The organism is Streptomyces varsoviensis (assembly GCF_000718635.1).
In the GTDB taxonomy this organism is placed as follows: domain Bacteria; phylum Actinomycetota; class Actinomycetes; order Streptomycetales; family Streptomycetaceae; genus Streptomyces; species Streptomyces varsoviensis.
Genome location: NZ_JOBF01000002.1, coordinates 259,697 through 272,752 on the forward strand (window position 1 = coordinate 259,697; position 13,056 = coordinate 272,752).

The window sequence follows — 13,056 nt, forward strand, 5'->3', positions numbered from 1 at the left end:
CCCGCACAAGGGGACGGCGGGCCCCGGTCCGCCGCTCCCGGCCGCCCGTTGTCAGTGGTCGCCGGTAGGTTCTGTGGTCGACAGCGGATCACACACCGGAGGTTGTTGAACGTGACCGACATGCTGCCCGAGTCCTGGACGGGCGTCCTCGGCGACGAGCTGGAGAAGCCCTACTTCAAGGAGCTGATGGGCTTCGTCGAGGAGGAGCGGGCCAAGGGCCCGGTCCACCCGCCGCGCGAGGAGGTCTTCGCGGCCCTCGACGCGACGCCGTACGACCAGGTGAAGGTGTTGATCCTCGGGCAGGACCCGTACCACGGCGCGGGCCAGGGGCACGGCCTGTGCTTCTCCGTGCGGCCGGGCGTCAAGACCCCGCCGTCGCTGCGGAACATCTACAAGGAGATGCACGCCGAGCTGGGCCACCCCATCCCCGACAACGGCTATCTCATGCCGTGGGCGAAGCAGGGCGTCCTGCTGCTCAACGCGGTGCTGACGGTGCGCGGCGGCGAGGCCAACTCCCACAAGGGCAAGGGCTGGGAGAAGTTCACCGACGCCGTGATCCGCGCGGTGGCCGACCGCCCCGACCCGGCCGTCTTCGTCCTGTGGGGCAATTACGCGCAGAAGAAGCTGCCGCTCATCGACACCGAGCGGCACGCCGTCGTCAAGGGCGCGCACCCCTCCCCGCTGTCCGCCAAGAAGTTCTTCGGCTCCCGGCCCTTCACGCAGATCAACGCGGCGGTCGGGGCCCAGGGCCACCAGCCCATAGACTGGCGGATCCCGGACCTCGCCGCCTGACCCGACCCCGCTCGGCCGTCCGCCCCAGCCCCGCTCGGCCGTCCGGCCCGGCCAGGGCGCGGGGCCCGGCTCAGCCGAGGTCGTAGTCGAGGGTGTAGGCGATCTCCTGCTCGCCGCGCCGGGCGGTGAACGCTCCCTGGCCGGTCAGGCCGGTCAGCTCGCCGCCGGACGCCCCGGCCAGCACCTCGAAGGCGCAGTGCACGGTGCCCTCCTCGTCGAAGTGGCCGCGCTGGGTGAGCACGAAGCTGCCCTTGCGGCCGTCGAGGGCGCCGTCGATCTGCTCGTAACCGGCGAACACCCCCGTCGTCCCGCCGGTGTAGACGATCGTGTACTCGCACGAGGTGCCGGCCGCCTCGATCGCGCCCGTGAAGCGGTTGGTCACTCGCGCGTGGGCGAGCCGGGCCGCGCCCTCGACCTCGCCGGCCGGGTGCTCGTCCCAGCCGGCGTAGGTGAAGGCGCCGGTGGCGTGCGTGGTCATGGTGGTTCCTTTCCCGCTGCCGTACGGGCTGTCCGTACGGCGACGGGCCCAGCGTGTCCGCCGTACCTGACACCTTCTGTCAGGTATGGCGGACGGCGGCGGACAATGGTGGCCATGCGCGCGGACCGACTGCTCTCCCTGCTCCTGCTGCTCCAGAACCGCGGCCGGATGACCGCGCCCGAGCTCGCCGCGGAGCTCGACGTCTCGGTCCGCACGGTCTACCGCGACGTCGAGGCGCTCAGTACGTCCGGCGTGCCCGTCTACGCGGACCGGGGGCCGGCCGGCGGCTACCGGCTGCTGGACGGCTACCGCACCCGGCTGACCGGGCTCACCGGCGACGAGGCCGACTCGCTGTTCCTCGCCGGGACGCCGGGCGCGGCCGCCGAGCTGGGCCTCGGCGCGAACCTCGCCACCGCGCAGCTCAAGCTGCGCGCCGCCCTGCCGCACGGGCTCGGCGAGCGCTCCCGCCGCATCCAGGAGCGCTTCCATCTCGACGCCCCCGCCTGGTTCCGCGACGCCGATCCCGTGCCGCACCTCGTCACGGTCGCCGAGGCGGTCTGGCAGCAGCGCGCGCTGCGCGTCCACTACCGGCGCTGGAACGGCGAGGTGCACCGCGAACTCCAGCCCCTGGGCCTCGTCCTCAAGGGCGGCATCTGGTACCTGGCGGCGCGGGCGGAGGGCGGCGGCGTCCGTACGTACCGGGTCTCCCGAGTCCTCGCCGCCGACGTCCTCGACGAGCCCTTCGAGCGCCCCGCCGATTTCGATCTGGCCGACTACTGGCAGCGGTCCTCGCGGCGGCTGGAGGACGCGCGCTTCCAGGGCGAGGCGCTGCTGCGGCTCTCCCCGCGGGGGCTGCGGCTGCTGCCCGCGCAGTTCGGCGCGGTGGGCGGGGCGGCCGCCGACGCGGCGGGGGAGCCGGACGGCGACGGCTGGGTGCGGGTGACGCTGCCGGTCGAGTCCCTGCCGGTCGCGGTCCACGACGTACTGCGGCTCGGCGTGGAGGCCGAGGTGCTCGGCCCGCCGGAGCTGCGCGCCGCGCTCACCGAGGCGGTGCGGGAACTGGCGCGCCGGTACGGGGAGCAGGCGTGAGACCGGGCGCCGCCCGCGTGACGTTCACACCGCCCGTACGCCCGTACGTACGCGAGCCCGTGCCCGTACGCCCGTACGCCCGTACGCCCGTACAACCTTGCCCAAGCCCCCGTCACCAGGCAGGCGTCAAGAGGCGGGCGCCCCGCCCGGCAAGGCGTCCACGGCAGCCGTCAAAGCCTTGATCACCCGCTCGGTGTCGTCCGCGGTCGTGCGCCAGTTGCTGAAGGCCGCGCGCAGCGCCGGCCGCCCGGCGTACACCGTGGGCGTCAGGAAGGCCGTATCCGACATCTCCCGGGCGAGCGCGGCGAGGCGGTCGGCGGTCGGGTTCTCGGCGAGGGTGAAGCAGACGACGTTGAGCCGGACCGGCGCGAGGAGGCGCAGGCCGGGGTGGGCGGCGACGGCCTCGCCCATCGTGTGCGCGCAGGCCGCGCACCGTTCGACGATCTCGCGGTAGCCGTCCCGGCCGTACGCGCGCAGGGTGAGCCAGGCGGTGAGCGCCCGCAGCCGGCGGGAGTTCTCCGGGGTGAGGTGGACGGCCTCGGGGGTGTCGCCCAGCGGACCGAGGTAGGCCGCGGCGTTCTGGAAGACGCGGGCCTGAAGGTCGCGGCGGCGGGTGAACTGCACCGCGCTGTCGTAGGGCACGTTCAGCCACTTGTGCAGGTCCACGCAGAGGGAGTCGGCCGCGTCGACGCCGTCGACCAGGTGCGCGTGGGCGGGGGAGAGGGCGGCGAACGCGCCGAAGGCGGCGTCCACATGCAGCCAGAAGCCGTACTTCTCGCGCAGCGCGACGAGGGCGCGCACGTCGTCGAAGTCGACGGTGTTGACCGTGCCCGCGTTGGCGACGACGACGCAGGGGCCGGCGCCCTCGCGCAGGGCCCGTTCCAGGGCGGCGGGGTCGACAGCCTCCCGGCCGGGGAGGGTGGCCACCGGCACCAGGGCGGAGCGGCCGAGGCCCAGCATCGACAGGGTCTTGGCGACGCTGGAGTGCGGGCTGCCCGACAGGACCCGCACCGGGCCCAGGGCCGCGGCCCCGTCCTCGGCGGGCGAGACGCCGAGCCGTTCGCCGAGCCACTCGCGGGCGATGGCCAGGCCCACGGTGTTGGACATCGTGGCACCGCTGACGAAGTTCCCCTCATGGCCGTCCGACAGGCCGAAGAGTTCGCGGAGCCAGCCGACCGTCTCCCGTTCCAGGAGCTGCCCGGCGGGGTCCAGCGACGACATCGGGTTCTGGTCGACGGTCGAGGTCAGCCAGTCGCCGGCGAGGGCCGCCGGGGTCACCCCGCCCGTGACGAAGCCGAGGTAGCGCGGGCCCGCCCCGGCCGAGAGGCCCGGCTCCCAGCGCTCCGCGAACCCCCGCAGCGCCGCGCTCAGCCCGTCCCCGCGTGCGGGCAGAGGGACGGCGGCGGGGGTCCGGGCGAGTGGGACGACCGGTCGCTCGTCCAGCCCTTCGAGGAAGGCCACGGCGTGCCGGCGCGCGTCCTCCAACAGGTCCGGCAGCCGTTCGAGGTCTGCGGCGAGGAGAGGGTGCACTACGGGCTCCGGTCGTCGGTGTTCGTCGGATGTTCGTCGGATGTTCGTCGGTGTCTGTCGGTTCGCGCGTCCGTCCGTCGGTTCGCGCGTCCGACGCTAGCCCGGCGACCGCCCGCGGGGCCCGGTCCAATCGCCGACGACTGGACTGGTCGAACCGGAGGAAGTGGACCCGATACGCGCGGTTCAGTCGCCGGTGGCGCCGTCGATGGCCTGGCGGATGAGATCCGCGTGGCCGTTGTGGCGCGCGTACTCCTCGATCATGTGGGTCATGATCCAGCGGAGGTTGAAGTCCTCGCCGCTGCGGTGGGCGCCGAGATTGGGGTCGTCCAGCGACCGGGACGCCGCCGCCTCGCGGGCCCGCTCGATCTCATGCTGCCAGGTGGCGTAGGCGGCCTCGAACGTGTCCTGCTCGGTGACGCGGAAATCCCCGTCCAGATCGTCGTCGCTGTAGTGGATCGGAGGGGCGTCCTCCCCGGCGAGCACCCGCCGGAACCAGCCGCGCTCCACGTCCGCCATGTGCCGTACGAGCCCCATCAGCGTGAGGTCCGACGGCGGCACGGACGCCTCGCGCAGTTGCGCGTCGTCGAGCCCGGCGCACTTGGCGGCCAGGACGGCCCGGTGCTGTTCGAGCCAGCCCTCCAGCATGGCGCGCTCGCCGCCGGTCGTCGGCGGGGAAGGGATCTTCGCGGGGATCTCGGGAATCGTCATGCGCCCCATCCTGACCGTTCGAACGGCGCCGGGGCCAGGGAAATATCTCAGGGGGCGGGGCCCCTGGGCGCCGCGGCATTATCCGGCCCCCGGACCCGCCGCGGACCCGCCGCGGCGTACTGGACCGGCGGTCGCCGGGACGCCCGTATGCTGCCGGGGCAAAGATCGCACAGCACGCGCACCAGGGAGCACTCGTGAAGGTCGGCTGCATCGGGCTCGGAGACATCGCGCGGAAGGGCTACCTGCCGGTGCTCACCGCCCAGCCGGGGGTGGAACCGCACCTGCACACCCGCACCCCCGCCACCCTCCACCGCGTCGCCGACGCCTACCGCGTGCCCGCCGCCCACCGCCACACCGACCTCGACTCGCTGCTCGCCGCGGGCCTCGACGCGGCCTTCGTGCACGCCCCCACCACCGCCCACCCGGAGATCGTCGGCCGTCTCCTGGAGGCCGGGGTGCCGACCTACGTCGACAAGCCCCTCGCCTACGACCTGGCCACCAGCGAGCGGCTCGTCCGCCTCGCCCACCGCCGCCAAGTCGGGCTCACCGTCGGCTTCAACCGCCGCTACGCGCCCGGCTACGCCCAGTGCGCCGAGCACCCGCGCGAACTGATCCTGCTGCAGAAGAACCGCGTCGGCCTCGCCGAGGCGCCGCGCACCCTCGTCTTCGACGACTTCATCCACGTCATCGACACCCTCCGCTTCCTCGTCCCCGGCACCGTCGAGCACGTCGACGTACGGGCCCGGATCCGCGACGGCCTCATGCACCACGTCGTGCTCCAGCTCTCCGGCGACGGCTTCACCGCCATCGGCACCATGAACCGGCTCAGCGGCTCCACGGAGGAGATCCTCGACGTCTCCGGGCAGGACGCCAAGCGCCAGGTGCTCAACCTCGCCGAGGTCGTCGACCACGCCGGGACGCTCGGCGTGCGCCGCCGCGGCGACTGGGTGCCGGTCGCCCGGCAGCGCGGCATCGAGCAGATCACCCTGGCCTTCCTCGACGCCGTACGGGCCGGGGAGCCCTGGGACGCCGAGGACGCCCTGCGCACGCACGAGATGTGCGAGCGCGTCGTCAACCTCGCCCTCGACCAGGCCTCCTGACGGCCCGTACGCCCACGGCCGCGCCGGACACCGCGAGCGCGGCCAGCGCCCCGTACACCGTCCAGTCGCCGAACCGCACGTACAGGGTCGTGCCGCGCGCCAGCGGTACGTCGTAGACCGCCGCCGTGCTGCGCGACGTCGACAGCCGGGCGCCGACCGGCTCGCCGCGCGGCCCGGCCACCGCGCTCATCCCCGTCAGCGTGGCGTGCACCATCGGCCGCCCGGTCTCGGCGGCCCGCAGCGCGGCCAGCGAGGCGTGCTGCTCGGGCGCCCAACTGTGCTGGAAGGTCGAGGTCGACGACTGCGCGACGAGTATCCGCGCCCCCTCGCGCACCAGATGCCGGCTCATGTCGGGGAACGCCGACTCGAAGCAGACCAACGGGCCCGCGGGCAGCCCGTCCGCGCTGCCGATCCGCATCACCACCGGGCGCTCGCCCCGCCGCCGGTCCTCGCCCGCCGCCCTGCCCACGGAGGTGGCCCAGCCCAGCACCGACCGCGCCGGGACGTACTCGCCGAACGGCACCAGCCGCATCTTGTCGTAGCGGTCGCCGGTCGGCCCGTCCGGCCCGACCAGCACCGAACTCTTGAAGATCCCCGGCTGGTCCGCGCGCCGCGCGTCGACGTTGACCAGCAGCTCCGCGCCCACCGTCCGGGACAGCGCGGCGAGGCGCGCCCGCAGGTCCGGCCGGGTTCCCAGGTCCTGGCCCACGCTGCTCTCGCCCCACACCACCAGTTCCACGCCGCGCCCCGCGAGCCGCCGGGTCAGCGCTTCCTCGCGGTCGAAGCGGCGCCGCCCGTCCGTACCGCCGTCGATCACCCCGGGCTGTACGACCGCGATACGGACCGTGCCCGCGGGCGTCGGCGGCGGCGCCCACGCCCACGCGCAGCCGCCCGCCGCCGCGCACACCAGCAGCCCGGCGAGCGCGGCCGTACGGGCCCGGGCGAGCGCGATGACCGCGGCGAGGGCCGTGTTCACCGCCACGAGGAGGAAGCCGACCAGCCACACCCCGCCGACGGACGCGAGCCGCAGCGCGGGCGCGACCTGCCACTGGCTGGCGCCCAGCAGCCCCCACGGGCCGCCCAAGTACTGCCAGGAGCGGACCAGCTCGACCATCAGCCACCCGGACGGCACGAGGACCAGTGCCGCCGCCACCGTGCCCGTACCGGGCGCGCCGCCCAGCAGCCGGCGCACCAGCCAGCCCCACGGCGCCCACAACACCCCGAGCAGGGCGGCCAGCACGAGGATGAAGACGTGCAGGCTCGGCAACAGCCAGTGGTGCACGGCCAGCAGGAACCCGGCGCCGCCGAGCCAGCCGTCCAGCGCCGCGCGACGGCCCGTGCCGGCCGACCGGATCAGCAGCAGCCACGGGACGAGGGCGATGTAGGCGAGCCACCACAGGGAGGGGGCCGGGAACGCCAGGGCGGGCAGCGCGCCCGCGAGGAGCGCGGCGGCGCCCCGCCACCACGGCGACGCGAGCCGCTGCCGTCCGTCGACCGTCCCCGCCATGCATGCCTCCCTCGCGCCGGCCGATCACCAGTGTGCGGGAGGAAGACGATCAGGCACAGGGCGCGGTGGGCGCGACACGCGGCGGCGCTTCGCGGTCGCATACGATGGCCGCCATGATCGAGAACGCCCCCGCCCATGAGCCCGCGCCGAGCCCGGCGGCGGCCGAGGCGCCGGCGAGCAACGGCGCGGGGACCGAGGAGTACAAGGAGCGCGGGGTCGCGCTGCGGGTCTTCGTCTATGTGGTGGCGGGCCACTTCTTCGCCGCGTTCATCTGGCTGCTCTTCTATCTGGGGGCGCACGCCGAGTAGGAGCGCCGTATGCCACGGAGCGCACGCCGCGAACAATGGCTCCCGTCATATGCATATCCACCCGTTCCGTGAGCGGTATCCGGCCATTCCCCCTCTGGCCAGATTGAAGCTCGCCGGACGGAAAAAACCCCGACAACGATGCGCAATATTCAGCGATTTTGGTCTTGAAGAAAACCAAATAAGCCACATCGTGGGCCAAAGTGATCTGAACCGAGCCGCATTCGCCATGCTGGAAAGGTGTGCGCTGGCGCACGGCGCGGGTTATCCGCGAGACGGCTTGGGCAGGTACCGCGCAAAAGTGGACAGGAACGTTGGCCAAAGGTCACGGGGGAGACGGCGCGACGGACATACGTGACCGGATCTGTTTCCGGCTACGGAACGAGTCCGTCCGCGCCCTGCCTCGCGCCGACCCGCCCGGGCCCTGTCCACCGGGAGCCGACGTCTCGGAGGGGACTCCATGGACAACAGCATTGTGGCCGAGGCTACCGCTGATCGTGGCACGGTGATCGGCGAGGCAAAGGTGCCCTCGTACTATTCGAGGAAGACCACTGACATCCTGCACAAGTACGGTCCCGGCCCCCGCGTGCACTTCCACATGGGGCTCTTCGACGCCGGCGCCGCCCCGAACACCACGGTGGCCCAGCGCGTCCTCAAGGACCGCCTCCTCGTCTCCCAGGAAACCGCCATCCAGCACGCCGACCGCGCCTGGAACGTGGCCGCCGACCGGCCGGCCGCCCTCCTCGACATCGGCTGCGGACTCGGCGGCGGCTCCCTCTACTGGGCACAGGAGCACGGCTGCGCCGTCACCGCGATGACCGTGGCCGCCCAGCACGTACCGCTGGTGGCGGAGTTCGCCGAGCTGGCCGGGGTGGGCGAGCTGGTCACCCCGGTCCTCGCCGACATCCACGACCTCCGGGAGGAACGGGCGTACGGCGCGGCCGTCGCCTTCGAGAGCTCCGGCTACATGGACCGCGAGCGGCTCTTCGGCGTCGTGGCCAAGGCGCTGGAGCCCGGCGGCTGGTTCGGCATCCAGGAGCACTTCCTCTGCCGCCCGGAGTGGACCCGGTTCATCGACGGCTACTACAAGACCCGGCTGGGCACCCTGGCCGAGTACATAGCCGCCGCGAACGCCGCGGGGTTCGAACTGGAACAGGACGAGGACATCACCGACCGGGCGGCCGAGTTCTGGGTGCAGTCCATGGCCTGGACCACGGCCGAACTGGACATGGCCAAACGTTCGGGCAGGCCCTCGCCGATCGCGGTCGAACGGCTCACGGAATCGGCCCTCACCCACGGCAAGCTCTTCCGCATCTGGCGCGACCACGCGGTCGAGACCCGGCAGCTCCTCTTCCGCCTCCAGGACCGCTGACCCACCGCACCGCCGTCTCCGGAGGGAGGCCACAGCCCTCCGGAGGAACGCGGAAACCCCGCTGAGAACGGACGAGGACCCCTGACGCCGCAGGCGCGCCCCGCCGCCCAGTCCCCCCGCCCCTCGCGAGCGCTTGCCCGCAGGACCCCTCGCCGTACGCATTGCCGAACACCGACGAAGACCCGCCCAGCACCGCCGAACACCGACGAAGACCCGCCCAGCACCGCCGAACCCAGGAGCCGAGATGCCCGTCAGCGCGCCGCTCACCGGCCGGCGACTGCCGCCGTTCTACTGCCCGATCGAATCCCTCGTCCATCCGCGGGCCGACCGGATCGAACGGCGCGCCATCGCCTGGCTCGACGCCAGCGGCATCTTCGCCAACGATGTCGACCGGGCCTGGAACATCGCCTCCCACGCCACGGAATTCAGTTGCCGGGTCGCCCCGCACGGCGAGGAGGAACCCCTCTTCCTCTTCGCCATCTGGAACCACTGGATGTTCGCCCTCGACGACGTCCGGCTCGACACCGGATCACCGGCCGCCCGCCACCTCGACATCGTCGACCTCGGCTTCCGCATGACCCGCTGCGTCGAGGCGCCCCGCTCCGGCATGCTCGGCACGGGCCCCGTCGCCGCCGCCCTCGACGACCTCGTCGCCCGCACCCGGGCGCTGACCACCCCCGTACAGTTCCAGCGGCTCGCCGAGGGCGTCCGGGACTTCCTGCTGGGCGTCGCCTGGCAGAACGGCAACAGCGCCCGCGGCATCATGCCGACCCTGGCCGACTACCTGCCGGGCCGGATCTCGGACGTCGGCGGCCGGTTCGACGCGGCCTTCATCGAGATAGCCAACGACATCGAGGTGCCCGCCGAACAGCTCTGCTCCGACGCCGTACGGGCCATGACCGAGGCCACGGGGCTGATCGTGGCCTGCGACAACGACCTGCTCTCCTACGCCAAGGAGGAGAGCAGGCGCGCGAGCGGCCAACAGCCCGCCCAGAACGTCGTCAACGTCCTCATGCACCACAACCGGTGCACCCTCGACCAGGCGGTCGCCGACGCCCAGGCCGTCCGTGACCGCACCATGACCCTCTTCCTGACCCTGCGCGACCAGCTTCTCGACGGCGCGGGCCCGGCCCTGCGCCGCTACCTCGAAGGGCTGGGCCACTTCATCGCCGGGAACATCCGGTGGTCCGACACCGCCCCGCGCTACGCCAGCCCCCGCAATCGCCACGAACTCCCCGTACCCGGCGCGAGACTGGGCGTCACCTGGCGGGACGGCCCCACCGACCCGAGCACCGAGCCGCTGCCCCTACCGACCCTGGCCTGGTGGTGGGACCAACTGCGCGTACCGCGTCAGAGCCCGCGCCACCACCGGACCAGCGACCGCCACCAGGACTTGACCAGCAGTGCCGCGCCGGCCGGCGGCCCGGGGTCCGCCGCGGCCGGCTGACGGGGCGCCGCGGCCGACTGGCGGGGCGCCCCGTCCTGTTCCGCGAACGGCGCCTCCGGCTCGGCGCCCCTTCCGGTCCCGGCGGGCTGCTTCGGCTGCCGGGAGAACCGCACCGGCAGGCCGTCGAGATGGCGGACCATCAGGGACGAGGTCCACGTCAGCTCCGCCTCCTCGCAGGTGATGTCGAGATCGGGCAGCCGGGTCAGCAGCGTCTCGATGCCCGTCTCCGCGATGGCCCGGCCGATGTCCTGGCCGGGGCACTCGTGGGTGCCGCCGCTGAACGCCAGATGGGACCGGTTGCCGTGGATCGGCGCCATCGGGTCGGGGCGGATCACGGCGTCCGTGTTCGCCGCCGCGAGCCCGATCACCAGGGCGTCGCCCGCCTTGATCTGCTGGCCCGCCAGCTCGGTGTCCTGCGCCGCCCAGCGGCCGAGGATCGTCATGAACGGCGGCTCGTCCCAGAGCACTTGCTCCACCGCGTCCGGCCACGTCAGATGGCCGCCCGCCAGGTGGGCGTGGAAGCGCGGATCGGTGAGCACCGTCTTCAGCGTGTTCGCGATCAGGTTCGCGGTGCTCTCGAACGCCATGATGAGCACGAGCCGCAGATGGTGCTCGACCTCCTGGTCGGAGAGGCCCGAGGGGTGCTCGATCAGCCAGCTCGTGAGGTCCATGCCGGGCGTGACGTGCTTGCGCGCCACCAGCCTGCTCAGCGTCTCCTCGAGGTACGCGTTGCTGGCGACCGACGTCTTCGTGCCCTTGACCATGTCGCGCGCGGCCTCCACCAGCCGCGGACCGTACTCGCCCGGCATGCCGAGCAGCGTCGTCATCACCAGCATCGGCAGCGGCTCCGCGAAGTGGTGCACCAGGTCGCCGGTGCCCTTGGTGCAGAACGCGTCGATCAGATCATGGGCGGCCCGCGTGATGTGGCGCCGAAGGCTCCGGCGGTCGAAGCGGTCCAGGCTGTCGTTGACCGCCCCGCGCCAGCGCTCGTGCACCTGTCCGTCGGCGAAGACGCAGATGGGCTGCCAGGCGGAGACCGGCGCCAGCGGATGGTCCGCGGTGAGCCGGCCCTCGCGCGCCGCGCTCCAGTGCCGCGAGTCGCGGGAGAACCGGGTGGGGGTGCGCACCACTTCCAGATTCTCGCGGTAGCCGAGCACCAGCCAGGCCGGGAGGTCGCCCTCCAGCAGGACGGGCGCGACGGCGCCGTGCCGCTCGCGCAGCCGCTCGTACAGCTCCAGGGGGTCGGTGTCGCCCTCCGGCCCGTACAGCCGGGTGATCCCGTCGGGGGGGCCGCCGTGCGCCGGGCACTGCGGCGGCGGCGCGAGGGGGGGCTGGGCGCGGGCGTGTTCGTCGGGGAAGGTCACTGTCGCTCCGGGGGTGCGGTCGTCAGGGAGTGGAGGTATCGCATGAGCGCCATCAGGGTGTCGCGGCACGAGCCGCGGTCGCGGGCGTCGCACTCGACCATGGGCACCTCGTCCGGCAGGTCCATGGCGGACCGCAGATCGCGCATCGGATAGGAGGGCGCTCCGGGAAAGGTGTTGATGGCGACCACGAAGGGCACGCTGCGCTCCTCGAGGTGGCCGACCACCTCGTAACTGACCTCCAGCCGACGCGTGTCGACCAGTACCACGGCGCCCAGCGCGCCCTCGAACAGCCCGTTCCACAGAAACCAGAAGCGCTGCTGGCCCGGGGTGCCGAACAGGTAGAGCACCAGCCGCTCGTTGATGCTGATCCGGCCGAAGTCCATCGCCACGGTGGTCTCGGTCTTCTCCTCGACCCCGGCGAGATCGTCCACCCCCACCCCGGCCTGCGTCATCGTCTCCTCGGTGGTCAGCGGGCGGATCTCGCTCACCGAACCGACCAGGGTCGTCTTTCCGACGCCGAACCCGCCGACGATCACCACCTTCACCGCCGTGGCGGCGGAGGCGGGGAGATAGTCCTCGCTCCTGGGGCCGGCGTACGCGTCAGAGATTCTGTAGTCCATGCATCACCGCCTCAAGAAGCTGGATATCGGGGAGCGCGGCGGCCGGTACCGGAGGCCGCGCCTCTACGTGCTCCTGGGCCACCAGGTCGTTCAGCAGCACGAGCAGGGCGCTGACGGGCAGGGAGAGATACGCGGAGATCTCGGCCACCGACAAGGGGTAGTCGCACATCCGCAGGACCGCGGCCTGCTCGGGCTGTAACCCCGAGTCCGGCACGGAGCGGGTGACGATCAGCGTCACCAGGTCGAGGGGGCCCTTGTACCGCGCCGGGCCGCCGTCCTCGGAGAGGGCGAACAGCCGTTCAGGGCTGCCCGGTTCCCAGCATTGTCCCGCCTCGCTCATGTCACCGGTCCACTGACCCGCGGCGGGCTCGTGAGGTGCTCTCCGATACGGGCCACCAGGTCGCGCATCTGCGCCCCCATCAGCCCCGTGTCCACGTCGTCGTCGGCCAGCACCGCGAGGTACGCGCCCGGGCCGGCCGCCATCATGTAGAAGAAGCCGCCGCTGACCTCGATCACGACCAGTCTCATCTGGCCGTCGCCGTGCGGGAACTCGGAGGCGACGGCCGTCGACAGGCTCTGCAGGCCCGCGCAGGCGGCGGCGAGCCGGTCGGCGGCGTCGGTGTCCGGGCCGTGCTGGGCCATGCGCAGGCCGTCGGAGGACAGCACGATCACGTGGCGGGTCTGGGGCACGCCTGCCGCCAGGTCCTGGAGCATCCAGTCCATGTTGAACCGCTGCATCACTTG

14 protein-coding genes are annotated in these 13,056 nt (G+C 72.8%); 6 read left to right on the top strand and 8 right to left on the bottom strand.

The genetic code is table 11. The features are described from left to right. Positions 1-120: 120 nt before the first annotated feature. Positions 121-792, top strand: a complete 672-nt coding sequence (locus IF55_RS03685) for a uracil-DNA glycosylase (RefSeq protein WP_030874485.1) — start codon at positions 121-123, stop codon at positions 790-792. A gap of 70 nt (positions 793-862) precedes the next feature. Here the strand turns inward: IF55_RS03685 and IF55_RS03690 are convergent, their stop codons facing one another. Further along, on the bottom strand, positions 863-1,270 hold the full coding sequence (locus IF55_RS03690; RefSeq protein WP_030874483.1) for a DUF3224 domain-containing protein: 408 nt from the start codon (positions 1,268-1,270) through the stop codon (positions 863-865). Positions 1,271-1,384: 114 nt separating this feature from the next. Here IF55_RS03690 and IF55_RS03695 point away from each other — a divergent pair, with 114 nt between their 5' ends. Next, the gene (locus IF55_RS03695; RefSeq protein ID WP_482700373.1) at positions 1,385-2,359 is read left to right on the top strand and encodes a helix-turn-helix transcriptional regulator; all 975 of its coding nucleotides are present in this window, start codon (positions 1,385-1,387) and stop codon (positions 2,357-2,359) included. Positions 2,360-2,485: 126 nt separating this feature from the next. Here IF55_RS03695 and IF55_RS03700 read toward each other — a convergent pair whose 3' ends face one another. Further along, positions 2,486-3,889: a pyridoxal phosphate-dependent decarboxylase family protein gene (locus IF55_RS03700; RefSeq protein ID WP_030874479.1), complete on the bottom strand. Its 1,404-nt coding sequence runs from the start codon at positions 3,887-3,889 to the stop codon at positions 2,486-2,488. A gap of 183 nt (positions 3,890-4,072) precedes the next feature. Beyond that, complete coding sequence (locus tag IF55_RS03705; RefSeq protein ID WP_048831492.1) at positions 4,073-4,597, bottom strand: DinB family protein; 525 nt, start codon at positions 4,595-4,597, stop codon at positions 4,073-4,075. A 194-nt stretch (positions 4,598-4,791) separates the two neighbouring features. Here IF55_RS03705 and IF55_RS03710 point away from each other — a divergent pair, with 194 nt between their 5' ends. After that, positions 4,792-5,697, top strand: a complete 906-nt coding sequence (locus IF55_RS03710; protein WP_030874475.1) for a Gfo/Idh/MocA family protein — start codon at positions 4,792-4,794, stop codon at positions 5,695-5,697. On the opposite strand, the gene lnt is transcribed toward IF55_RS03710, so the two are convergent. Next, the gene (gene lnt, locus IF55_RS03715; protein WP_030874474.1) at positions 5,669-7,204 is read right to left on the bottom strand and encodes an apolipoprotein N-acyltransferase; all 1,536 of its coding nucleotides are present in this window, start codon (positions 7,202-7,204) and stop codon (positions 5,669-5,671) included. The genes IF55_RS03710 and lnt overlap by 29 nt on opposite strands. Positions 7,205-7,317: 113 nt before the next feature. On the opposite strand from lnt, the gene IF55_RS03720 reads away from it, so the two are divergent. The 3 genes from IF55_RS03720 (at position 7,318) to IF55_RS03730 (ending at position 10,328) form a co-directional block, all read left to right on the top strand. Further along, entirely contained in the window at positions 7,318-7,512 is a 195-nt protein-coding gene (locus IF55_RS03720; RefSeq protein WP_157854231.1) for a DUF6126 family protein, read from the top strand. A gap of 457 nt (positions 7,513-7,969) precedes the next feature. Further along, positions 7,970-8,881 carry an SAM-dependent methyltransferase gene (locus IF55_RS03725; RefSeq protein ID WP_048831493.1) on the top strand — a complete coding sequence of 304 codons (912 nt, stop codon included), beginning with the start codon at positions 7,970-7,972 and terminating at the stop codon, positions 8,879-8,881. A gap of 244 nt (positions 8,882-9,125) precedes the next feature. Further along, entirely contained in the window at positions 9,126-10,328 is a 1,203-nt protein-coding gene (locus IF55_RS03730; protein ID WP_063763850.1) for a terpene synthase family protein, read from the top strand. On the opposite strand, the gene IF55_RS03735 is transcribed toward IF55_RS03730, so the two are convergent. From IF55_RS03735 to IF55_RS03750, 4 genes are read right to left on the bottom strand one after another with little or no spacing between them, the layout of a single operon-like run. Then, complete coding sequence (locus IF55_RS03735; protein ID WP_037962322.1) at positions 10,232-11,692, bottom strand: cytochrome P450; 1,461 nt, start codon at positions 11,690-11,692, stop codon at positions 10,232-10,234. The two genes, IF55_RS03730 and IF55_RS03735, sit on opposite strands and share 97 nt — an antisense overlap. Next, positions 11,689-12,312 (bottom strand): GTP-binding protein, encoded by a 624-nt coding sequence (locus tag IF55_RS03740; protein ID WP_030874464.1) that lies wholly within the window; start codon positions 12,310-12,312, stop codon positions 11,689-11,691. The genes IF55_RS03735 and IF55_RS03740 overlap by 4 nt, the downstream gene beginning before the upstream one ends. Beyond that, entirely contained in the window at positions 12,293-12,652 is a 360-nt protein-coding gene (locus IF55_RS03745) for a DUF742 domain-containing protein (RefSeq protein WP_030874462.1), read from the bottom strand. Before IF55_RS03745 ends, IF55_RS03740 begins: the two co-directional genes overlap by 20 nt. Beyond that, positions 12,649-13,050: a roadblock/LC7 domain-containing protein gene (locus IF55_RS03750; RefSeq protein WP_030874459.1), complete on the bottom strand. Its 402-nt coding sequence runs from the start codon at positions 13,048-13,050 to the stop codon at positions 12,649-12,651. The genes IF55_RS03745 and IF55_RS03750 overlap by 4 nt, the downstream gene beginning before the upstream one ends. Between the last annotated feature and the right edge of the window lie 6 nt (positions 13,051-13,056).